The organism is Streptomyces sp. KM273126 (assembly GCF_004337435.2).
GTDB classification, from domain to species: Bacteria; Actinomycetota; Actinomycetes; order Streptomycetales; family Streptomycetaceae; genus Streptomyces; species Streptomyces acidicola.
Window position 1 is genome coordinate 16,237 of sequence record NZ_SJXB02000001.1, and the last position, 21,365, is coordinate 37,601.

General features: G+C 68.4%; 21 protein-coding genes and 2 pseudogenes. 16 read left to right on the plus strand and 7 right to left on the minus strand.

The window, feature by feature from the left end; all coding sequences use genetic code 11:
• Window positions 1-15 precede the first annotated feature (15 nt).
• From E0500_RS00075 to E0500_RS00090, 4 genes are read left to right on the plus strand one after another with little or no spacing between them, the layout of a single operon-like run.
• Window positions 16-930 carry a hypothetical protein gene (locus E0500_RS00075; protein ID WP_131572194.1) on the plus strand — a complete coding sequence of 305 codons (915 nt, stop codon included), beginning with the start codon at window positions 16-18 and terminating at the stop codon, window positions 928-930.
• Window positions 927-1,154 carry a Trm112 family protein gene (locus E0500_RS00080; protein WP_131572192.1) on the plus strand — a complete coding sequence of 76 codons (228 nt, stop codon included), beginning with the start codon at window positions 927-929 and terminating at the stop codon, window positions 1,152-1,154. The genes E0500_RS00075 and E0500_RS00080 overlap by 4 nt, the downstream gene beginning before the upstream one ends.
• 56 nt (window positions 1,155-1,210) lie before the next feature.
• A complete protein-coding gene (locus tag E0500_RS00085; protein WP_131572191.1) occupies window positions 1,211-2,041 on the plus strand; it encodes an FkbM family methyltransferase in 831 nt (276 codons plus the stop codon).
• Window positions 2,007-2,621: a hypothetical protein gene (locus tag E0500_RS00090; RefSeq protein WP_181586810.1), complete on the plus strand. Its 615-nt coding sequence runs from the start codon at window positions 2,007-2,009 to the stop codon at window positions 2,619-2,621. Before E0500_RS00085 ends, E0500_RS00090 begins: the two co-directional genes overlap by 35 nt.
• A gap of 26 nt (window positions 2,622-2,647) precedes the next feature.
• On the opposite strand, the gene E0500_RS00095 is transcribed toward E0500_RS00090, so the two are convergent.
• Window positions 2,648-2,845, minus strand: coding sequence for a hypothetical protein (locus E0500_RS00095; protein ID WP_131572333.1), 198 nt, complete (start codon window positions 2,843-2,845; stop codon window positions 2,648-2,650).
• A gap of 9 nt (window positions 2,846-2,854) precedes the next feature.
• On the minus strand, window positions 2,855-3,706 hold the full coding sequence (locus E0500_RS00100; RefSeq protein WP_131572332.1) for a helix-turn-helix transcriptional regulator: 852 nt from the start codon (window positions 3,704-3,706) through the stop codon (window positions 2,855-2,857).
• A gap of 277 nt (window positions 3,707-3,983) precedes the next feature.
• On the opposite strand from E0500_RS00100, the gene E0500_RS45285 reads away from it, so the two are divergent.
• The 7 genes from E0500_RS45285 to E0500_RS00135 all read left to right on the plus strand — a co-directional run bounded on the left by E0500_RS45285 (window position 3,984) and on the right by E0500_RS00135 (window position 12,008).
• Window positions 3,984-4,607, plus strand: a complete 624-nt coding sequence (locus E0500_RS45285) for an ATP-binding protein (RefSeq protein ID WP_399118280.1) — start codon at window positions 3,984-3,986, stop codon at window positions 4,605-4,607.
• The gene (locus tag E0500_RS00110) at window positions 4,595-5,164 is read left to right on the plus strand and encodes a DinB family protein (RefSeq protein ID WP_131572004.1); all 570 of its coding nucleotides are present in this window, start codon (window positions 4,595-4,597) and stop codon (window positions 5,162-5,164) included. Before E0500_RS45285 ends, E0500_RS00110 begins: the two co-directional genes overlap by 13 nt.
• A 772-nt stretch (window positions 5,165-5,936) precedes the next feature.
• Complete coding sequence (locus E0500_RS00115; RefSeq protein ID WP_220140411.1) at window positions 5,937-7,079, plus strand: extracellular solute-binding protein; 1,143 nt, start codon at window positions 5,937-5,939, stop codon at window positions 7,077-7,079.
• Window positions 7,080-7,199: 120 nt separating this feature from the next.
• Window positions 7,200-8,243 carry an ABC transporter ATP-binding protein gene (locus E0500_RS00120; protein WP_220140412.1) on the plus strand — a complete coding sequence of 348 codons (1,044 nt, stop codon included), beginning with the start codon at window positions 7,200-7,202 and terminating at the stop codon, window positions 8,241-8,243.
• On the plus strand, window positions 8,240-10,042 hold the full coding sequence (locus E0500_RS00125; protein ID WP_220140413.1) for an iron ABC transporter permease: 1,803 nt from the start codon (window positions 8,240-8,242) through the stop codon (window positions 10,040-10,042). The genes E0500_RS00120 and E0500_RS00125 overlap by 4 nt, the downstream gene beginning before the upstream one ends.
• A gap of 18 nt (window positions 10,043-10,060) precedes the next feature.
• Complete coding sequence (locus tag E0500_RS00130; RefSeq protein WP_131568460.1) at window positions 10,061-10,966, plus strand: glycerophosphodiester phosphodiesterase family protein; 906 nt, start codon at window positions 10,061-10,063, stop codon at window positions 10,964-10,966.
• Window positions 10,967-10,970: 4 nt separating this feature from the next.
• Entirely contained in the window at window positions 10,971-12,008 is a 1,038-nt protein-coding gene (locus E0500_RS00135; protein ID WP_131568458.1) for a LacI family DNA-binding transcriptional regulator, read from the plus strand.
• A 58-nt stretch (window positions 12,009-12,066) separates the two neighbouring features.
• On the opposite strand, the pseudogene E0500_RS43410 reads toward E0500_RS00135, so the two are convergent.
• From E0500_RS43410 to E0500_RS00145, 3 genes and pseudogenes are all read right to left on the minus strand, one after another.
• A pseudogene (locus E0500_RS43410) lies at window positions 12,067-12,369 on the minus strand (hypothetical protein); the annotation flags it as partial.
• 160 nt (window positions 12,370-12,529) lie between these two features.
• The gene (locus tag E0500_RS00140) at window positions 12,530-12,790 is read right to left on the minus strand and encodes a hypothetical protein (RefSeq protein ID WP_165935143.1); all 261 of its coding nucleotides are present in this window, start codon (window positions 12,788-12,790) and stop codon (window positions 12,530-12,532) included.
• Between the two features lie 10 nt (window positions 12,791-12,800).
• Window positions 12,801-13,973 (minus strand): epoxide hydrolase family protein, encoded by a 1,173-nt coding sequence (locus E0500_RS00145; RefSeq protein ID WP_131568454.1) that lies wholly within the window; start codon window positions 13,971-13,973, stop codon window positions 12,801-12,803.
• Between the two features lie 103 nt (window positions 13,974-14,076).
• Here E0500_RS00145 and E0500_RS00150 point away from each other — a divergent pair, with 103 nt between their 5' ends.
• Window positions 14,077-14,652 (plus strand): ABATE domain-containing protein, encoded by a 576-nt coding sequence (locus E0500_RS00150; RefSeq protein WP_131568452.1) that lies wholly within the window; start codon window positions 14,077-14,079, stop codon window positions 14,650-14,652.
• 164 nt (window positions 14,653-14,816) lie between these two features.
• Here the strand turns inward: E0500_RS00150 and E0500_RS00155 are convergent, their stop codons facing one another.
• Entirely contained in the window at window positions 14,817-15,698 is an 882-nt protein-coding gene (locus E0500_RS00155) for a RimK family alpha-L-glutamate ligase (protein WP_131568450.1), read from the minus strand.
• Window positions 15,699-15,895: 197 nt separating this feature from the next.
• Here E0500_RS00155 and E0500_RS00160 point away from each other — a divergent pair, with 197 nt between their 5' ends.
• Both E0500_RS00160 and E0500_RS00165 read left to right on the plus strand, forming a co-directional pair.
• Entirely contained in the window at window positions 15,896-16,948 is a 1,053-nt protein-coding gene (locus tag E0500_RS00160; protein WP_131568448.1) for a MerR family transcriptional regulator, read from the plus strand.
• A 332-nt stretch (window positions 16,949-17,280) separates the two neighbouring features.
• Window positions 17,281-17,490, plus strand: a pseudogene (locus E0500_RS00165) (Tn3 family transposase); the annotation flags it as partial.
• 328 nt (window positions 17,491-17,818) lie between these two features.
• On the opposite strand, the gene E0500_RS00170 reads toward E0500_RS00165, so the two are convergent.
• Complete coding sequence (locus tag E0500_RS00170; protein ID WP_131568446.1) at window positions 17,819-19,576, minus strand: hypothetical protein; 1,758 nt, start codon at window positions 19,574-19,576, stop codon at window positions 17,819-17,821.
• A gap of 390 nt (window positions 19,577-19,966) precedes the next feature.
• Between E0500_RS00170 and E0500_RS00175 the strand changes: the two genes are divergently transcribed.
• Together E0500_RS00175 and E0500_RS00180 are read left to right on the plus strand one after the other, a co-directional pair.
• Window positions 19,967-20,596: a helix-turn-helix transcriptional regulator gene (locus E0500_RS00175; protein WP_258572569.1), complete on the plus strand. Its 630-nt coding sequence runs from the start codon at window positions 19,967-19,969 to the stop codon at window positions 20,594-20,596.
• 190 nt (window positions 20,597-20,786) lie between these two features.
• Window positions 20,787-21,179 (plus strand): hypothetical protein, encoded by a 393-nt coding sequence (locus E0500_RS00180; RefSeq protein WP_131568444.1) that lies wholly within the window; start codon window positions 20,787-20,789, stop codon window positions 21,177-21,179.
• The last annotated feature ends 186 nt before the right edge of the window (window positions 21,180-21,365 follow it).

Sequence of the window (21,365 nt, forward strand, 5' to 3'; positions counted from 1 at the left end):
CCCATGTGGTGGGGAGTGGCCGCGGCCCTGCTGGCGAACGCCCTGTACAGCACCGGATTCGTCCTGGAGAAGCGGGCGTTGGGCTCACTGCCCGAGGTGACGGTCCGGCAGCCGTTCCGGCTGCTGCGCCTGGTGCTCGGCAGCCCGCTCTGGATCGGCGGCTCACTGTCCCTGGCCGCCGGCTTCGCGGCCCAGCTCGCCGTCTACCGCACCCTGCCGATCGCCGCCGCGCAGGGCATCTTCGTCTCCGGGCTCGTGCTGCTGGTCCTGCTGTCCGCGCGGCTGCTCGGCGAGGAGACGACGGGCCGCGAACGGTACGCGCTCGGCGCGATCCTGACCGCGCTGCTGATGGTGGTCCTGTCGCTGGACGAGGCCTCCGACACGGTGAGCCGCAGCGCTCCGCACGCCCTTGTCCTCATGGTCTGCGTGCCCTCCCTCGCCCTCGGCGTGTGGCTGTACGCCTCGGCCGAGCGGCGCGCCCGGCACCGCCACCGGCTGCCCACCACGGGCGTCGACTACGGCGTGGCGGTGGGCCTGCTGTACGGGGTGAGTTCGCTGGCCATCAAGGGCGTGTCGAGCCATCTCACGACGAGCGCTCCCGTCGATGCCCTCCTCGCCCTGCTGCGCTCCCCGTACCCGTACCTCCTTCTCTTCACCGGCGCGTTCGGGCTGGTCATGTCGCAGGCGGCGCTGCAGCGCTCCCGGGCCTCGCTGATCGTGCCGGTCTGCACCACCGTGACCTCCCTGTTCACCGCGGTGCTCGGCACGCTGACGTTCGGCGAGGCACTGCCCGACGACCCGCTGCGGCTGGCGCTGCGCGTGGCGGGCACGGCGCTCGCGGTGACCGTACTGCTGTCGATGCCGAAACACGACGCGCCCCGACCCGCACCCCAACCACCCGTGGGTGCCAAGGAGTTGACCCCACCGTGAACCCCGAAGACCCGCTCCTGAAGATCCTGGCGTGCCCGCTGGACAAGGGCCCGCTGCACCTCGTGGTCCAGCAGGAAGCCCCCCGGTCGCCAGAGGCGCTGTACAACCCGCGTCTGCGCCGCCGCTACCCGATCGTCGACGGCATCCCGCAGTTATTGCCGTCCTCGGGCGAACAGGTCACCGAGGACGAACACGAGGAACTGATCAAAGGGATGAAGAACTGATCGAACGGCTGCGGAACTGACGGAACAGTTGAGGAACTGATCGAACGGATATCTCCATGACCCTCGCCGCCCGCCTCGCCCCTCACCTGCCCACCCGGCTGATCGCCGCCACGGCCGGACTCGTCTACCCGCGCTTCGAGCCGGAGCTCGCGCGCCTCGGCGACCTCTGCCCGCCGGGCTGCGGCACGGCGGTCGACGTCGGCGGCTGGTACGGCCCGTGGACGCGCCGCCTCGCCGGCCGCGCCCACCAGGTGGTCACCGTCGAACCGGTCCCCCACCTGGCCCGGCTGCTCACCTCGGCGGCCCCCGCGAACGTCCGCGTGGTCCAGGCCGCCGCCTCGGACCACCCCGGCACCGCCCGCCTGTGGCTGCCGCCGGGCGACGAGGGCGAACGGGGCGTGTCGTCCCTCGTCCGCCGGGACATCCACGCCCGCGCGCTGGACGTCCCCTGCGTCACGCTGGACGGTCTGAGCCTGCGGGACGTCGACTTCATCAAGATCGACGTGGACGGCAGCGAGCCGGCGGTCCTGCGCGGCGCGAGGGGCATCCTGGTCCGCGACCGTCCGGCCCTCTTCATCGAACTGGAGTCCCGTATCCAGCCGATCGCCCCGGTCGTCGACCTCCTCGCCGGCCTCGGCTACGCGGGCTGGGTCCTCCCCGGCCGCACCTGGCTGCCCCTGGACCCGGCCGCGCTGGAGGCCCACCAGGCAAGGGCGTCACATGTGGTGTCGCAGGGCCTGCTGCGCCGCGTCCTGCCCTTCTTCCGGGGCCCCCGGTACGTGAACTCGGTCCTGTTCCTCCCGGACGGCCGCAGCCCTGGCGCACAGGCCGTACACCACCGCGTACGCCACCATGGGACGCATGCCCTCCGCAAAGCCCCCCGGTAGGCCCGCCGGCCCCTTCACCCCGCTCGACTTCCAGCTCGTCCTGCTGCGCCGCATGGCCGACCACAATCCGGACCTGGTGGCGGAAGCCCGTCGTGAGCTGGGCGTCTCGATCACCGACATGCGCGAGGCCAACAAGCGCTGGCAGGCGATGCTCCGCTCCCCGCGCCCCCGCGCGGCCGCCTCCCGATACCGCTCGATCCTGGGCGAACCCGAGTCGGTGACACTCCGGAAGATCGGCGACCTGGAGTGCGAGGCCCTGCGCTGGCCCGTCCCCCTCTGGCCGGACCTCCGCTTCGAGGTGATGCTGGCCCCTAACGGCGCGGCATGGAACGAGTGGCTGGTCCGCGCCCCGGCCGCCACCGCGCCCGAACTGCACACACTGGCCGACCTGACCCCCTGGTCCTGCACGGTCGACGAGGCGGCCCGCGCCTTCGCCCCCGCCCGCCCCCTGGAGGGCACCGCCCCCACCCGCTTCGGCCTCACCTTCACGGCCCCGGACACGGACGGCGTACGGCGTGAGTGCGTGGCGGAGTTCACGTGGGGCCTGCTGCAGCGGGTGGCGGTCGGCAGCGACGGATAGCGCTGCTCCGATTCGGGGCACGGGCTTCAGAGAAGGTGGTCCGCCTTGCCTGCCTTGATGTCCAGGATGAGTGTGCGGAGTGCCTCCCGGCTGTCCGTGAGGTGGTGCTCCTCGGCGCCGGCTATGGCGATGTAGGCGTTGCCGGTGTCGTCGGTGCCGAGGCGGAAGCAGGAGTTGCCCTCACCGCAGAAGGGCTCTTCCCACGTGATCGTCGCGTTGTCCATCAGTGCTCCTCAAAGGCTGTTGGCGATCTCACGGATGAAGTCGCGCGACGCCGTCGGAGACAGCGCGATGCGCTCCATCCAGTCCAGATGGGCACGGTACTTCGCCAACTGGGCCTCCGCGTGAAGGAATTCAGGCCCGTGAGAGCTGTCGATCTGCACAGTGTCGAGCTGCGCGACGGCGCCTTCCGCATACAACACGGTCTGCCCCGCGCCAGGGAACGCGCCCGCCGCGAACGGGATGACCAGCAGCATGATGTGCTCCTGCTCGGACTTCTTCAGCAGATGGTCAAGCTGGGCACGGGCCACCGCACGTCCGCCGAACCGCATCCGGAGCGCGGCCTCGTGCACGATGGCGACGAAGTCGGGTGAGTTATCACTGTCCAGTACGTGCTGCCGTTCAACCCGGTGGGCCAGGCGCAGGGCGATCTCGTGCTCCGGCAGCTGTGGGATCACGACGCGGAAGACGGCAAGAGCATGGTCCGAGGTCTGAAGCAGGCCAGGCACGTGCATGGAGTACGCGGCCCGCATCCGCACGGCGTGCGCCTCCAACTCGGCGATGTCCAGCAACCCTTGGGGCAATGACCCCCGGTACTTGTCCCACCACCCCTTCTGACCGGGCTCAGCCATCTCGGCCAACGCGTCCACGTACCGCTCGTCCTCGCACGCGCAATTACAGGCGAGCGTGCGTACCCGCTCCGGGCTGATCGCCCGCACCCCGGACTCGATGTGCGAGATCTTTCCCCGGTCCACACCGAGCAGCCCGGCGGCATACTCCGCGGAGACACCCGCTGACGTGCGCATCTTCCGCACCTCGACGCCCAGCCGCTTCTGGCGTTCTGTGGGCGATGTCCTTGCTGCCATGCCGTTCCTTCCCCGTGCGGTCGTGCTCAGTCTTCCGCTTGCCTGTACGACCCCGCCACGATCGTGCGCAATTTTCATGGACCGGGGCCAAATTAGCCCCAGCATCGCGTACATTCAGTAACGCACAAACTACACAGAGCAGTTGGCAGTGCATCGCGCGAGCCTGCCCGCGTACTCCTCCCCTGGGAGGGACGGGCCCGCGCCAGGGAGACGAGCCACCGACTGTCGCCCCTAACCCGGAACGGAGATCACCCATGCCCGAACCCGCCCCCTGGGAATGCCACCTGCAACTCCCCAACGACCCCCGAGCCCCCACATCGCCCGCCACACCATCCGCACAGCCCTCCTAGGACACGGCCGCCCCCACGAACTCACCGACACAGCCGAACTGCTGACCTCGGAACTGGTCTCCAACGCGGTGAAGCACTCCGACGGACCGGTCACCATCAGACTCCACTCCCACCCCGACGCCGTACGCATCGGAGTCATGGACAACCACCCCGAACTGCCCGACCCCTCCCCTGCACCACCGACCAGGACTTCGGCCGCGGCCTCTACCTGGTGGAAACCCTGGCCGACGCATGGGGCCGCTACCCGCTCACCACCCACTCCCGAACACCCGGCTGGAAGGTCGTGTGGTTCGAACTGTCCGCCGCAGCAACGCCCCAGCCCCCGGCCGCGCCCACAGGTGTGGTGTACCAGCCGAAGTGCGACACTTCCGGCAGATGTGTTGCACTTGCGGACTTCCCTGCCGACAGAGAGCCGCCGTACACCGTGCCCGTGGACACAACCGTTGCTCGGGGTGTCGGCCGACAGTGATCAGGTTGCGAGGCCGGCATCTCGCCAGCGGAGTAAAGAAGTAGCGAGCTCTGCCCCTCGCCGACGACCATGCAACCCATGAGTGACCAACCCGCACGATGGACCCAGGCCACCGTCTACCCCGACATGTGGGCCGACCCGGACGACGACCCCCGCAACAGTGAGGGAGCCGGTCCGGAGGGCGAACTCGCGACGCTGCAGGAGTACCTGAAGGACTACCGCACGACCCTGCGGATGAAGTGCGAGGGCCTGGACGCGGAGCAACTGGCCCGTCGGTCGGTTCCGCCGTCGACGATGTCACTGCTCGGCCTGCTCCGCCACCTCGCCGAGGTGGAACGGGACTGGCGCAACTGGATCACCGACGGTGATCCGCTGCCGAAGCTGTACGGCGAGCGTGACGCGGACTTCGACGGAGCTGTCGCCGACCAGGCCGTGGTCGACGTCGCTTACTCCGATCTGGCGCGCGAGCAGGCCGCGACCGACGCCGCGCTGGCCGAGCACCCGGATCTGAGCGAGCGCCTGGGGAAGGACGGGACCTCAGTGCGGGAGTTGATGGTCCACAGGGTCGAGGAGTACGCCCGCCACTGCGGCCACGCCGACCTGTTGCGCGAGTGCATCGACGGAAGGGTCGGCCAGTAACGAGGGCCAGGGGCACATGTCCGCCGAAGACACACGCCGGATCGCCTGGGTTGCAGTGAACGACAATCCGGCTCAACCGGATCGCTACTGAGGTTTCCGGCCCGGGGCGACGGTGATCTCGCTGGTGGGCGCCCCGGCGTCATGCGGTGTCCCGATGGGGGCGGCCCGACCGCGAAGCAGCGGGCTCAGCGGGATCAAGTCCGGTTGAGGGACGCCGAGTTGTTTGCGCAAGGGGGCGCCGGCGCGGTCGCGCGGCGATTACGGCCGCGACCAGAGCCATCAGCGCGGACTCCCTGGAATCCGCGTACGCCTGGCGTGCCCGTCGGCAGGAGGGCGGCGCTGAGGCACTGTGACCCAAGGGGCCGTCGGGCCGGCCTTCGCGGATGACGCCGGACTGCGGGCCTGGCCGGCCGCCGAGCGGGAGAAGGGCCCCCAGCCCACGGCCGGGCCCCGCTGGAGGACGCGATGCAGCAGTCCGCCCACGGTGCCGACCCAATGCAGGTGCTACACCCCGAGCCCGTCGACGAGGTCTGCTCCGGGCCCGACCCGGAGAGGTACCGCGAGGGCGGGATGGAGCGGGCACACACCCTGACGCCTTACCACGGCTGACACGGCGCATCGCGTTGTCGGCGGATGCTCAGCGAACAGTTCGACCACCCGTGGGAACCGGAATCCGCAGGGACTCTCTACAGCGGCCAGTTCATCATCCTGGTGATGTCCATGCTTCATTCTTCCGTTGCCGCGATGTTGATGAACGCGTGTTCAGTCCTCGATGAACGCGCGTTCATGGCGCGTATCGGAGCTACTCGCCGCGCTGGGCGGCAAGGAACCGGAACGGAAGACGTCGATGCGCAAGACCATCACCGCCGCTGTGGCGGTGCTCGCCACTGGACTCATCGCCACGGGGTGTACCTCACCGTCCACGACCGCGACGGCAGGGACGGACGCCCCCGAGACTCTCGTGGTGTACAGCAACTCTGTGTCGGACGGACGTGGTGACTGGCTGAAGAAGGAGGCGGACAACGCCGGGTTCAAGCTCCGGCTCGTGGACCTCGGCGGCGGTGACATCCGCAACCGGCTGCTCGCCGAGAAGGCCAACCCGATCGCCGATGTCACCTTTGGTCTGAACAACGTCTACTTCGAGAGCCTGAAGAAGGCCCAGGTCCTCGACGCCTACACCCCGTCCTGGGCCGGGAAGGTGGACGCCTCGGCGGGCGATGAGGCCGGCAAGGAGTACTGGCCGATCGTCCGCGAGCCGGTCATGCTGGTCTACAACAAGGCCGCGTACACCAAGCCGGACCAGGCGCCTTCGGACTGGCCCGACCTGTGGACCAAGAAGCAGTTCGCCAAGCGGTACGAAGTGCCCTCCGACCTCGGCGGAGCCACCACGCAGATGGTCCTGGCGGGCATCCTCAGCCGCTACCGCGACGACAAGGGCGACCTCGGCGTCAGCCAGGCCGGGTGGGACGCGGTCAAGGCGTACTTCCACGACGGCCTCCCCGCGGTCCCCGGCACCGATCTGTATGCGCAGATAGCGGCAGGCAAGGTCGACGCCGGGCAGATGTGGCTGGCCGGCAAGGCCACACGTGAGCAGCAGTACAAGGTGTCGACCGAGGCCGTGCACCCGAAACCCGGTGTCCCGATGGTCGTCCAGCAGGTCGGGCTCGTGAAGGGCACGAAGAAGTCCGCCGAGGCGAAGAAGTTCATCGACTGGTTCGGCAGCGCGAAGGTCCAGGCTGCCTGGTCCAAGCAGTTCCAGACCGTGCCGACGAACAAGGACGCGCTGGCCCAGGCCGATCCGGCCGCCGTCAGCGCGACGGACTCCTTCACCGAGCAGGCCATCGACTGGGCGTTCGTGGCCCAGCACCTCGACCAGTGGATCGAGAAGATCGAGCTGGACTACCTGGCGAACTGAAGCCGTGCCGCGCGGGGCACCCGCCCCGCGCGGCTGCCCACCCCTGGCACACCGCCCCATCCGGCACACCCATGCCCCTCAAGACCAGACCCGAGGACCCACGTGATCATCTTTGATGGCGTGACAGTGAAGTTCGACAGCTTCACGGCGCTGCCCGCCTTCTCCCTCCATGTCAGGGAGGGGGAGTTCTTCACTCTGCTCGGCCCCTCCGGCTGCGGCAAGAGCACCGCACTGCGCGCGCTCGCCGGCTTTGCCGACCTCAGCGCCGGCGACATCCACGTGGCGGGTCGGAAGATCACCCATCTGCCCAGCGGCAAGCGCGAGGTGGGCATGGTCTTCCAGAACTACGCCCTGTTCCCGAGCATGAACGTGAGGGAGAACATCGCCTTCGGCCTGCGGGTACAGAAGCTGTCCAAGGCCGAGACCGACCGCCGGGTGAACGAGATCGCCGAGCGGGTCGATCTGTCGCAGCAGCAGCTGGACAAGCAGGTCGCGGAACTCTCCGGCGGCCAGCAACAGCGGGTGGCCATCGCCCGCGCTCTGGTCCTGCGCCCCAAGGTCCTGCTGCTCGACGAGCCGCTGTCCAATCTCGACGCCAAGCTGCGCCGGCAGCTGCGCGTGCAGCTCAAGGAACTGCAGGGCCAGTTCGGCATCACCACCCTCTACGTCACGCACGACCAGGACGAGGCCCTGTCGATGAGTGACCGCATCGCGGTACTCGACCAGGGCCGCATCGAGCAGATCGGCACCCCGCGGGAGGTCTACGAGCGCTCGGCCACCGAGTTCGTGTGCACCTTCGTCGGCGAGGTGAACCGGCTAAGCCCCGCCATGGTGGGCACGCTCGCCGCAAGTGGTGCCTCCGGCCTCGACGTCGACGCACCCACGTATGTGCGGATCGAGAAGGTCAAGGTGGCCCGTGCCGGTGCCGGTGCCGCGTACGCGGGAATCGCCGTGCCCGCGACGGTGGAATCGCACACCTACCACGGCATGCACGACGTCTGCCGCCTGCGCGCCGAGCACGGCAGCCTGCGGGCGGTGCTGACGGGCCACGACGGCTGGCATCCCGCTGCCGGGGAGCAGGTCGACCTCGTGATCGATCCGGCTTCGCTCCTGCAGTACCCGGGATCAGCGGGCGTCTTCGCGGCGGCGGGAGCGGGACGGTGAACGGCTCCGCGCGGAGGATGCTTCGCTCGCCGCTGGTCCTGGTGACCGGCGCGGTGCTGCTCTGGTTCGTCTTCGCCTTCCTGGTCTTCCCGAACCTCGTCATGCTGAGGGAGATCTTCTTTCCGGACGGCTCGTTCAGTATGCGCGCCTTCGCCAAGCTGTGGTCCTCGGACCGGGCCCGGGCCTCGCTGCTCAACAGCTTCCTGCTGGCCGCGGTCCTGTCCGTCACGGTCAACGTCGTCGGCGTCTTCATCGTCCTCGCCACCCGCTACTTCGCCCTGCGCGGCGCCCGTCTGCTGTGGCTCGGTTACGCAACCACCCTGGTCTACGGGGGAGTCGTGGCCGTCTCCGGCTACACCTTCGTCTACGGTGAGCACGGCTTCGCCACCCGTCTGCTCCTGGACATCTTCCCGGGCATGGATCCGGCGTGGTTCTCCGGTGGGCCGGCTGTGGCGGTGGTGATGACCCTCACCGGCACCAGCCACCACTTGCTCTTCCTCACCTCGGCCCTGGCCCGGGTGGACCACCAGACCGTCGAGGCCGCGCAGCAGCTCGGCGCCTCATCCTGGCGAATCCTGCGCCAAGTGGTGCTTCCGGTACTCAAGCCCACGCTGTTCGCCGTGACCGTGCTGACCTTCCTGGGCGGGCTGACCGCCTTCGCGGCCCCGCAGGTCCTCGGCGGACGGGACTTCCAGACGATCACGCCGATGATCCTCACCTTCGCGGGAATTCCCTCCTCCCGCGATCTCGCCGCCACCCTGGCCGTCGTCCTCGGCGTGGCCACGCTGATCCTGCTCACGGTCTTCAACCGCATGCAGGCGGGCGGGACGTACTTCTCCGTCTCGAAGGTGCCCTCGGCGCTGCGCAGACAGCGGATCACCAACCCGGTGGCCAACGCCGTCGTGCACGTCCTGGCCTACGCCCTGTTCGCCGTCTACCTGATCCCGCCGCTGCTGATCGTGGTGTTCTCGTTCACCAACGCCTCGACCATCGCCTCGGGCCGGATCACCCCGGGCAGCTTCACCCTCGCCAACTACCGCCAGGTGCTGACCGACGCGGCCTCCTCCTGGCCGTTCGTGGTGAGCATCGGGTACGCGGCCGTCACCGCGAGCGTCGTCATCGCCCTGATGCTGTTCGTGGCCCGGGTACTGCAGAAGTACGTCAACCCGGTCACCGTCGCCGTGGAGTACCTGCTGCACATCCCCTGGATGCTGCCCAGTACGCTGACCGCACTCGGGCTGGTCATCACCTACTCCGTGCCCCGGGCCATGGTCGGGGACACGGTGCTGACCGGCACGCTGGTGCTGCTCGCCATCGCCTACATCGCGGCGAAGATCCCGATCACGCTGCGCATGCTCAAGGCGACCTACGCGGGCATCCCGGACAACCTGGAGGAGGCCGCCACCCTGCTCGGCGCGAGCGGCCCGCACACCTTCCGGCGCGTCCTGCTGCCCCTGGTGCTGCCCACCGCCGCGGCTGTCAGCGCGCTCAACTTCAACAGCCTGCTGGACGACTACGACACCTCCGTCTTCCTCGCCCACCCGCTGTACGAACCCCTCGGCATCGCCATCCAGAACGCCACCCGCAGCGAGGGCACCAGCGACAACACCGCCTTGACCCTGGTCTACGCCGTGCTCCTGATGGCCGTCTCCGGCCTCGCGATGTGGTTCGTCTACGGCCGCCGCGCCGACAGCCGGCGCACCGCGCGACGCGACCGGCCGAGTACCGCCCACCCCACATCTGCCACAGACGCGGACGCCGCCTCCCTCACCCGGCCCACCCCCACCGCCTCACACTGAAGGATCCACAAGAACACCATGTTCGGTCACCCCCGATACCAGGACATCAACGCGCTGCTCAACACCGACCTCGCGCAGCGCACCCCGCTCATCTGCGTGCACCGGGGCACCGGGCTCGGCAATGTGCCGGAGAACACCGCCGACGCCATCACGGCCGCGCTCCGCCAGGGCGCCGACATGGTCGAGTTCGATGTCATCCGCTCGGCGGACGGAGTCTTCTTCGTCTTCCACGACGGCCTCGAGCAACACGCCTTCGACCGCGCGGACGACATCCGCGCGCTCGGCGCCGAGGAGATCCGAGCGCTGCGCTACGGCTGGAGCGACCGCGCTGCCGGCCCCTCCGAACTCGGCGACGTCTTCGCTCGCTTCCGCAGCGAGACGCTGTTCAACGTGGACCGTTCCTGGTGGTACTGGGACGAACTGCTTCCCTTCGCCGACCGGTTCGACATGGCCGGGCAACTCGTCCTCAAGAGCCCGGCCGATGACCAGTGGCTGGACAAGCTGCGCCGACACCCGGTCAAGTACCCGTTCGTGCCGATGGTCCACTCCCGCGCGGACCTCGATGCCGTCCTCGACTACCCGGACATCAACCTCGTCGGTGTCGAACTCATCGCGCGCCACGCGAAGGACGAACTCGCCGACCCCGCCGTCATCGCCGAGATGCACCAGCGGGGACTGCTGTGCCTGCTCAATGCGATCAACCTTCCCGACGGCGTACCGCTGTACGCCGGGATCGACGACCACACGTCCGTCGTGGGCGACCCGGACGACGGATGGGGCCGGCTCATGGAGATGGGCGCGGACATCATCCAGACCGACTGGCCCGACCTGCTCGGCCGCTACCGGCACCGGGTCCGCGGCACCGCCGTGCGCGAGTACGGCACGTGGGGGCGGCCGGCGCCTGCGCAGCAGCGGATAGGCTGACCAAGTGGCACCGAGCATGGACAACGAAGCCCCCTCACCCCTGAAAGTGACCATGGCGGCGGTTGCCGTGGAGGCCGGGGTCTCACGGGCGACGGCCTCGCGGGTCTTCTACGGTTCGACGCCCGTGGCCGAGCACACCCGACAGGCCGTCTACGCGGCCGCGGAGCGGCTCGGCTACGTTCCGAACACCATGGCGCGGTCACTGGCCGCGCGCGGCTCCGACATCCTCGGCCTGCTGGTGCGCGCCCCCGACAACCCCGCCTACGGTCTGCTCTTCAGCGAACTGCAGGCCAACGTCAGCGGCGCCGGCCTGCAGATGGTCACCGTGGCGCCCTCACGCAACGAGGGCGCGCACTTCGAACGCCAGGCGCTCAACCGGCTGCTCGGGCTGCGCGTCGGCGGCATGTTCGTCGCCACCGGCGTCATCAGCGCGGAGATGCTCGAACCCTTCCTCGACCTGGTGCCAGTCGTGGTCGTCGGCCGACCGGAGTCCCACCCCGACATCCACGGCGTCTCCTACGACGAGGACCACAACGCCGACCTGCTCGCCCACGCCGTGGCAGCGGCGGGCCACCGCAGCGCCGCGGTGGTGGTGCCCGAGCACTCGGTCTCCGAGCACCGGCGCGGCGCGGCGATGGCGCGGGGGCTGACCGAGCGTGGGGTACGGGTGCACCAGGTCTCCTCGCCCACCTTCGGCAGCCAAGGCGAGGGCGGGCGCGAGATCGTCGCGCTGTGCCGTGCGGGCCGGATCACCGCCGCGATGTTCCCCTCGGACTTCAGGCTGCTGGCCTTCCTGCCGCTCGCGCAGGAAGCCGGTCTGAGGGTGCCGGAAGATCTCTCGCTCACCGGCTTCGACGGCATCCTGCCGGGCATCGATCTGCTGGGCTTCACCACCGTCCGCATCCCGGTGGAGGACGCGGCCCGCCGGGCCGTCGAAGTGATGCGCGCCCAACTTGAGGAGCGGACCCGGCCCCGGCACGAACTGCTCCCGGGGACGCTGATCCGTGGCCGCACTCTGGGACCGGCGCCCACACTCCGCTGAACAGGCGGGTGTTGTGGGGCGTCCGGGTGCTGCCTCCGCTGAGCCCGCTGCTTCGCAGGAGCTCGGCCGGGGACGGAATCCAGGGCTCCAGGTCCGGGTGGGGCACCTTGTCCGCGTCGTACGCCGTGCCGGAGGCGAGGACCGCTCCCTTGCGGCCGGCGTGCAGCAGCCGCCCGCCGAAGTACTGCAGTGCCCGCTCACCGGTGACGTCGATGCCGCGCATATACGGCTGCACCATCGCGGTGAACCCCTCCGCGTGCATGCGCGCGAGGTGCCGTACGGCCGTCTCCCTGTCCGCGGGCGTGTAGCGCGCGGCGTACCGGGCGCCCGCCCCGGACGTCGGCTTCACGACAGATTCTGCGGCCCTGTCATCTACGTACCCGGGTGAGGATGGCGGCAAGGCGGAGTGCCAAGGATGGTGATTGGCAGATTTGGGCCAGCTCCGACGGCCGTGAAGAGGCCGAGAGCGGCCCAAATCTGCCAATCCCGCGACGGACTCCTACCGCCGACGCCACCACTGCTCAACTTGGAAGCAGTTCCCGCACGTCGTCCCGCCACCGCGGAAAGCACCTGCCCAGCGGCGACAGCGAACCGCAACGTTTCCTGTCGAGGTCTTCCAGGATGGAAGTTCTTCCCACACTGCCTGTCCGAAAGACCTCGACATGCTCCATGCCATCTTCGCCGCGCCCTGTCCGACCACGTTCTGCCGTCTTGATGAGCTCGGCCTGGAAGCCGTCGGGCAACGCCTTGAGCCGGATCAGGCGGTGGTCGAGTGCGGGCACCCAGCCGCGTTCACCGATGAGCGGCGAGCACTGCCGCGAGGCCCTCTTGCAGGTCTTTGACGAAATACTCGGGAACCTCCAGCGACGGGAAATGTCCCCCGGTTTCGGGGGACCCCCATCGGACGATCTGTCGGTACCGCTCCTGTGCCCAGGGGCGCGGGCTCTTCTCGATGTCGCGGGGATACATGGTGATTGCTGACGGGACGTCGACCCGAAGTTCGGGGTCGAGCGAGTTGTGGCTTTCGTAGTAAATGCGGGCCGCCGATGCGCCGGTCCGTGTCAGCCAATACAGGGTGACGTCGTCAAGGACGCGGTCTCTGGAGATCGTCTCGAACGGGCTGTCTTCGGTGTCCGACCACTCGGCGAACTTGTCGAGGATCCAGGCGAGAAGCCCGACCGGTGAGTCGACGAGCGAGTAGCCGATGGTCTGTGGTCGGGTCGCCTGCTGTTTCGCGTACGCCGCGCGGTGGCGCCAGAAATCACGGGTATCCTCGGTCCACTTGCGCTCGGCAGCCGTCAGCCCGTCCGTTGTCAACCCGGGCGGTGCCTCCGCGAACAGTGTGTGAATGCCGAGAACGTGCGCCGGGAACCTGCCACCGAGAACCGTGGTGATATTGCCTCCCCAGTCGCCGCCGTGGGCTGCGAACTTGCTGTAGCCGAGCCTTCCCATCAGTTCCACCCACGCGGCCGCGATCTTTTCGGTTCCCCACCCGGTGGTGGCCGGCTTGTCGCTGTAACCAAAGCCTGGCAGCGACGGGACCACGACGTGGAACGCCGGCGCGTCTGCATCTTTCGGATCTGCCAGCTCGTCCACTACATCGATGAACTCGGCAATGCTGCCCGGCCAGCCGTGCGTCAAGATCAGAGGAGTGGCGTCTGCGCGCGCGGATCGGCGGTGCAGGAAGTGGATTCCCAGATCATCAATGGTCGTGCGGAACTGGCCGATCCGGTTGAGGCGTGCTTCGAACGACCGCCAGTCGTACCCGGTGCGCCAGTAGTTCACGACATCGACGAGGTCGGCGAGCGGAACGCCCTGTGCCCATCGGTGAGGGTCGGGCGCGGCGCGATGGACCGTCTCGGCCTCCGGTAGTCGCGCAGCGGCCAGTCGCGCGCGCAGATCGTCGAGGTCGGCGTCCGTTGCGTGGGCTTCAAATGCTTGCACGTCGCTGGTTGGACGGGGCATGAGACCTCCTGGCCATCGCGGAACCGGCTAGGACCTATCGCGAACCGGCTAAGGCGGTTCTAGCAGTTCTCCGAGCCATGCCGCAACCAGCTAAGGTGGTTCCATGCGTGCTGGATTCCCTGACTTCCGCCTCGGTAAAGTGCTGGCGACCAGCTTCACGGGGACTCTGTCGGAGCGTCATGGCAACGCTGTGGAGCGCATTCCCACGCCGCACCGACTCGTCGACTGGCTGGCAGTGAGCGGCCTCGCGGTGGACTCCTGCACCACTGCCCAGCTCGACCTCGCTCGGGAACTGAGGGAGTCGATTCACGCCGCCGCGACAGCGGCCGCGATCCAGGACGCTCTCCCTGCATCTGCTGTCCAAGTTATCAATGACTGCAGCGCTCAGGGTCGGGCCGCGGCTGTCCTGACGCCCGAGGGTGAACGGCGATGGCGGCTCAGCTCGGCTTCCTGCGTGGAAGATGCCCTCAGCGTGATCGCCGCCGACGCGATCAGCATCATCGCAGGCGAACGAGACGGAAAACTGGCCTTGTGCGCATCACCAACCTGCCAAGCCGCCTTCTTCGACACCAGCCAAAGCCGCACTCGCAAATGGTGTGACATGAACACGTGTGGGAATCGTCAGAAGAAAGCGCGCTTCAATGCCAACCAGCGCAAAAACCCCAGATCAGCGGAGTGATCGTTACCTGAGCCATCCGTCGCCTTCGATCAACGTCCTCAATCAGTACGTCTACGTTTACCGATCGGCGACGTTCATCGGCTCTTCGCAGTGCATCGAACCAGCGCCTTACGACCGGGCCGGGTGCGCCGCCTGCCCGGTCCGAGACGTGGAACATGGACGCCCTACGCGCCCGCCGCCGCCAGGATCGCCTCCGCCACCCTCGGCATCGAAGCCGGGTGCAGATCGAGGAAGAGGGCCGGCTCGATCAACTCCAGTTCCATGACGCGGGGTTCGCCGTCGTCCCCGAGGATCAGGTCGACCCGGGCGTACAGCAGTTCGGAGCCGCCCGGTACGGAGGCCAGCGCGCGCTCGGCGACGTGGAGTTCGGCCGGGGACGGGGTCCAGGGCTCCAGGTCGGGGTGGGGCACCTTGTCCGCGTCGTACGCCGTGCCGGGGGCGAGGACCGCTCCCTTGCGGCTGGCGTGCAGCAGCCGCCCGCCGAAGTACTGCAGCGCCCGCTCACCGGTGACGTCGATGCCGCGCATGTACGGCTGCACCATCGCGGTGAACCCTTCCGCGTGCATGCGAGCGAGGTGTCGTACGGCCGTCTCCCTGTCCGCGGGCGTGTAGCGCGCGGCGTACCGGGCGCCCGCTCCGGACGTGGGCTTCACGACGTACTCCTGGTCGTCCGGGAGGTCGGGGGCGTCACCGGGTGCGAGATACCGGGTCGGCACGACGGGCACCCCGGCCACCGCCAGATCCCCGAGGTACCGCTTGTCGGTGTTCCAGAGCACCACGTCCCCCGGATTCGCGAGCCGCGTCGCCTTCCCGCACCGCGTCACCCAGGCCGCGAACTCCTCTGCACGCCAGCAGTAGTCCCAGGTAGACCGTATGACCACGAGGTCGTAACCGGCCCAGTCGGTCTCCGGATCGTCCCAGTACGCGGCGGTCGCCTCGGCCCCGGCCGCGGCCAGCTCCCGCAGCAGCACCGGCAGATCGAGATCCTTGTGCGCCTCGGGCCCGGGGTCGTAGGTGACGAGCGCTATACGGGGGGTGTCTGTCACGGGGCTCCATCCTCGTACGGCTGTTGTGTATGCGACCGTTCTGCGCGGGCGCGGGCGCACCGGCTCCGGCCCGCGAAGCCAACGAAGCTGACCACGGCCCCCGCAACCGAGGCAACCCGTTTGACCTTCCCCTTCGGTGAAGCCCCAGCATCAAGAACGGAACGAGGAACGGCCGAGGCCAGGACCGAGGGGGACCCGTGGGCATGCTGACGATCGGTGCCTTCGCCAAGGCGTGCCGGCTCTCGCCGAAGGCGCTGCGGCTGTACGACGAGCTGGAGTTGCTGCGGCCCGCCCGGGTGGACCCGGAGACCGGGTACCGCTACTACGCCGTGGAACAGCTGGAGCAGGCACGGCTGGTGGCGTGGCTGCGGCGGCTGGGGATGCCGCTGGCCCGGATCCGACAGGTGTGCGCTCTGGACGGGCCCGCCGCGGGCCGGGAGATCCGGGCGTACTGGGCGCAGGTCGAGGCCGAGACGGCTAACCGCCGGGACCTGGCGACGTTCCTCGTGAACCACCTCACAGGCACCTCAGGGAAGGACACCGCCATGCTGGAACTCCGTTACGCCGCCCTCTCCGACACCGGACTGGTCCGCCCGGCCAACCAGGACACCGCCTACGCGGGCACCCGCGTCCTCGCCGTGGCCGACGGCTTCGGTTCCGGCGGGGCGCACGCGTCCACGGCCGCCGTGGAGGCGCTGAAGATCCTGGACCGCGAGACGCTTCCCGCGGGCAGCGTGCTGAACGTGCTGGACGACGCAGTGCAGGGCGCGACACAGGCGGTACGTGACGTCGCGGCGACTGCCGACGACGGCACGACGCTGACGGCGATGCTCTGGACCGGGTCACAGCTCGCCCTTGTGCACATCGGGGACTCGCGCGCCTACCTGCTCCGTGACGACGCGCTCTTCCAGATCACCCACGACCACACCCACGTCCAGTCGTTGATCGACGAGGGCCGCCTGACCCCCGAGGAGGCCACCACCCACCCCCAACGCGCCCTGCTCCTCAAAGCCTTGGGCACGGCGGAACCGGACTTGCGTCTCCAGGATGCCCAGCCCGGTGACCGTTACCTGCTGTGCTCCGACGGGCTGTCGTCGGTCGTGGACACCACGGAGGTCAAGTGCATCCTCTCGTCGACTCCTGTACCCGAGGCGGCAGTTCGTGCCCTGATCACCAAGGCGAACGAGTCGGGTGGCCCGGACAACGTGAGTTGCGTGGTGGCGGACGTGGTGGAGCCCGGGGAGGGGTAGGTCGACGGGGGGGTGGAGCGGTTGCCCGACTCGGCGGCCGGGGAACAGCCACCGGCAGGCGTGGTTGGTCGCGTTGTTCATGTTGTCCCGGCTGTCGATCCAGCGGAACAGGAGATCCGCGAGCGGTTCGGGAACAGGGGACGGCAGCTCGCCGAGCCGGAGAAGGGTCTGGTGCTGGGCGCGGGTGATGTCGTCCAGCGTGAGGCGGACGACGCGGCTGAGCGGCTGGGGCATGGAGCAGGACGATGCCTCCCGCGACCCGGACTCGCAGGGGCAGGCTCGCTTCGGTGAGAAGGCGCCCGATCAGCTCCAGGCGCTCGGCCTGTGGCATGTACATCGCCGCCGCGGTCGCCCAGCTCCGGGCCGAGGGCCACGAGATCCGCGACGAGGACGTCGCGCGGCTGTCCCCGCTCAAGCAGAAGAACCTCAACTGCCTGGGCCGCTACAGCTTCACCGCCACTCAGCCGCCGGGCGGCACCCTGCGCCCGCAGCGGGACCCGGACACGGCCGGGCTCGATGACGACGAGGACGGCGCGGAGTAGGAGAGCCGCCGGGCGGCCTGGCGCGTCTCCGTCGGCCTGCTCGATCGTTGGAAGGCCGAGTCGGGGAGAGCCTGGCTGGCGGATCGAGGAGGGGGACGCCGTTGCGCGTTCGTTGGCTGTGTCGCTGGCCGAGGCGTATCCGCAGGTCGCCGCGATGTGGTTGCAGGAGCGCAATGGGGGCTGTCCCTGGCGACGGCGACGCCGAAGATGCAGGTAGCGGTGTTGGCGGTCTTCGTTTCGTACGGCCGGGGGCCCGTCCCCTTCGGGATGATCTGCCGGAAGCCGGACGGGCCCTGGATCTCGTACGTCGGAGTGCTTGGCGTGCCCGTCAGAGTTTGCGGACCTGTGGCGGGTTGCCGGTGGATATGGAGAGTTCGCCCTGCTGGAGCTGGAAATTGCAGCCGCTTACCAGCATTCCGTCGGCTTTGGTCATTGAGACGCCCGATTTGCCCATGTCGATAAAGAGATTCCCGACGATTTTCATCGTCTGCTTGAACTCGGTCTGGGCGGAGACCCATATACGGTCCGGCATGGTGTTGAACATTTTCTCGCCCTTGTGACTGAGGTTCATGCCTCCCAGGACGGTGAGCAGCCCCTTCACACGGGCGTCGTTCAGGCTGGCCAGGCCTGCGGCGACGGTGCCCCAGTCGTCGTCCTCCTTGCGGACGTCGATTCCGTCCTCCGGGAACTCGATCCAGCCCTTCTCGCGGGCGCGGTCCCCGACCCATGAGGTGTTGACGCCGTTGCTGATGTCGGCCGAGTCGGCGCGGAGGGTCCCCTGGGTGGAGGAGCCGTCCTGGTGTACCTCGACTCCGTACTGCGGGAACTCGATCCAGCCCTTGCCACCGTCGAGATCCCCGACCCACTTAGTGTTGAGGCCGTTGACGTCGACCTTTTCGGCGCTCAGGGTGCCCCGGTCCTGGGTGCCGTCCTTGTGGACGGTGACTCCGGGCTGGGAGAACTCGATCCAGCCCTGACCGGCGTCGCGGCTGCCCGCCCAGGTGGTATTGACGCCGTCCACGTCGGCCCGCGCGGCCGTGATGACGCCCGGCGTGCTGGTACGGCCGTGGTACACGTTGACGCCGCGCTCCGGGAAGGTGATCCAGCCGTCCTCGTCCTTCCGCCCTTGAACCAGCCTGGTGATCACAGAGTCCACGTCGGCCGTTTTGGCCCGCAGTCTGCCCAGATCACTGTGGTTCTGGGCTTGGACGTCCACACCATCCGAGGTGAAGACGGCGCGGCCCTTGTTCGCCGTCCCCTCGATCCACTGTGTGCGCGTACCGCCCTCGAACTCGGGGATGGTCGCATGGACGGTGGTGGTGAGGAAGTACCCCTGGTGATGGGCGACGCCGCGGGGTTTGGCGACCAGGGTGTAGGTGGTGCCGCGCTTGGGAGTGACATTGAGCCGCGGGCGGAACGGCAGATGAGCCGCCGGTCCCGGCTTCGCCTGCTCGTGGTGGACCTCGTTCCCCCTCTGATCAAGGATCCAGTAGTCGAGATCGGTGGGCCCGTCCCACAACAGCGCGAGCTGCTCGCCCGCGTCCCCGTCCACCAAGGACTTCTCCGCCCGGAAGTTGCGCGGGACCCTCGGCGTCTGCTTCACCAGGCCGAGGGTGGTGGTGAAGTGCCCGCTCCCCATGGCCGGGGGCCCGTTGTCGCCGCCTTTGGTCTTGTCGTGGATCTTCACATGGACCAGGCTTGACCCCTCAGTGAGCGGGATGTTCTCCAGCTTCAGGATGAGAGCTCCGTGGTGGATCAGTTCCGGGTATCTCCTCGTGGGGGTCTGCGTCCAGTCGAACTGTGCCCGGAAGAGCCGCCGTTTGCTGTCCCACTTGAATTCCAACGTGTCATCACGCGGAGTCGTGATCGTCCTTTCGTAGCTCGTGACGACCGCCTTGACATCGTTGCTCAGGTCAGAGGGGTCGGTGCCCAGCGGCACCTCCACATCGATGTACTCCCAATCCACCGGGGATTGGTGAGTATTGGAGACGATGATGTACACCGTCCCCACGGACGGCTCACCGGGAAGCGACGCCTGGAGCGACGGTGGATCCGTGACGATCTGGTAGTGCAGCAAGGACGGCACAGCGCGAACTCCCTATCTCGGTGTCTCACACGAAACGAGCAAAACGGAACAGGGGGCGACAGACCCACCGATTGTAGGCAGCGCCCGAATTCCGGGGCCTCGATTGCGCAGGGCTGACCCAAACCAGCCCTGCCTCTGGCCGAAACCTCAGTGAGCCAGTGACCGGGTCAGCGTGTGGAGTTACCGCGGGGGATCACGATCCTGGAAGAAGCCGATCCGGCCCTTCGTCGCCGACGCCGACGCCGACGCCGTCGCCGAGATCGAGGCCCCCCCAAGGGGTTGTTCCTCCTCCGTGTGCTCTGTGGTCTCGTGACGTAACTTCGGGATTCTTGAAGCGGCCTCACCGTGGCCGACCGATCCGCAGTCGGGCCGAAGGTGAGGGGGTTCGGGTTGGCGGCGCTGACCGTCGTACGGGACCTGTGCGAGCACTGGGCGCCCGCGTCGGTGGAGAAGCTGGAGCAGTTCGAGACCGACGCGCTGTCCGGGTTCGTTCTCGCACGGGCCTCGGCAGGACTGGCTGACGGCACGATCCGCGGGGATCTCGGGCATCTGGACCAGATCAGGTCCTGGTTCGGGCGACCGCTGTGGGACATGGAGCCGGCCGACGCCGACTCGTACCTCGGGAAGGTGGTGCGTGGCTCGCCGAGCGGCACCCGGCTGGCCCGGTCGCAGGCGTTGACCATCTACTTCATGTTCCTGGAGCTGCGGCACGAGGTCGAGCTGCATCGGATGACCGGCCGGGTCATCGAGTGCCCTATCGCCGAGATGAACCGGCCGCGTGGCACGAAGGACGCCCAGCTGCGGATCCCGCCGAGTGAGCCGGAGGTCGGGAACGTCCTCACCGAGTACGAGGTGAACGACCTCCTCGACGGCGACCGCGACGCCGCAGGGGAGAAGGAACTTGCCGAGCGCTGCGGCATCGGCCAGTCTCTGATGTATGACATCGAGGCTGGCCGCGCCAGCGCGACTCCCGCGATCCTGCGCCGGATGGCGGCCCCCTCGAACTGTTCGTGGTTGTAATGCAGTAGAAGCACCCAGGCGTTCCGGCGCCTAGCGACGAGGTGGAGGTCCGGTGGGCTCCTGGAGCGGAAGGCGTCTTGACGCTCGCGCGTCATGGGAGCGCTACTGATGCACCGAAGTCCGCAACTCACAACCTCGCTGCCTCACCAGAAGGTCGACCGCTCAGCGGCCTTCCGCGACGGCGAACTCTGTGACCCAGACGCTGTATAAGGTCGTGCCCGCGAGGCGGGCCGCCTCCGAATCACCAAAGCCATCGCGACACCAGAAGAAGAGGCAACTTGTGGAAAAGAAGCTTGAGGGCGACACGGCGGCCACCGAGGCTCCTTCCGAACTGACGGTTTACCGGGCCGAGGCCGGGTACCGGAGGTTTACTCTCGGTCTGTACACGAACCGGGAGGCCGCCCGCGCCCACTGCGAGGACGGCGCACGCGGTGGGCAAAACGACAGTCACCTCGCCTGGTACCCGGACGACGACGATGAGGCGGTGGAGGCGCTGTTCGTCGCGGGCGTGGGGTCGGACACCGGTTTCACGGTCACGGCGGTGACCGTCGCCTCCGAGTATGGCGGCATGACCGACGAGTGAGCCACGCGACCACCACGGGCGACCTGCTCTGGGCCGGCCCGGTAGTTCTACCTCGGACACCAGGGGGCAAGTAACCCATAGGTAGGTTCAGGGGGCTAACCGCAGGTCCTCACCCAGCTGCTCCCATTGATGCTGTCCCAGCATGTTGCCCGACCCGCTCCACCTCGCCGAAGTGTTCGAGCTCCA

Excerpts from the sequence above, each read along its gene's own strand:
- E0500_RS00145 (WP_131568454.1), bottom strand. The coding sequence starts at position 13,973 with ATGCCCCGTCCAACCAGCGACGTGCAAGCATTTGAAGCCCACGCAACG.
- E0500_RS00100 (WP_131572332.1), bottom strand. The coding sequence starts at position 3,706 with ATGGCAGCAAGGACATCGCCCACAGAACGCCAGAAGCGGCTGGGCGTC.
- E0500_RS00110 (WP_131572004.1), top strand. The coding sequence starts at position 4,595 with ATGCAACCCATGAGTGACCAACCCGCACGATGGACCCAGGCCACCGTC.
- E0500_RS00150 (WP_131568452.1), top strand. The coding sequence starts at position 14,077 with ATGCGTGCTGGATTCCCTGACTTCCGCCTCGGTAAAGTGCTGGCGACC.
- E0500_RS00095 (WP_131572333.1), bottom strand. The coding sequence starts at position 2,845 with ATGGACAACGCGACGATCACGTGGGAAGAGCCCTTCTGCGGTGAGGGC.
- E0500_RS00090 (WP_181586810.1), top strand. The coding sequence starts at position 2,007 with ATGGGACGCATGCCCTCCGCAAAGCCCCCCGGTAGGCCCGCCGGCCCC.
- E0500_RS45285 (WP_399118280.1), top strand. The coding sequence starts at position 3,984 with ATGCCACCTGCAACTCCCCAACGACCCCCGAGCCCCCACATCGCCCGC.
- E0500_RS00130 (WP_131568460.1), top strand. The coding sequence starts at position 10,061 with ATGTTCGGTCACCCCCGATACCAGGACATCAACGCGCTGCTCAACACC.
- E0500_RS00085 (WP_131572191.1), top strand. The coding sequence starts at position 1,211 with ATGACCCTCGCCGCCCGCCTCGCCCCTCACCTGCCCACCCGGCTGATC.
- E0500_RS00115 (WP_220140411.1), top strand. The coding sequence starts at position 5,937 with ATGAACGCGCGTTCATGGCGCGTATCGGAGCTACTCGCCGCGCTGGGC.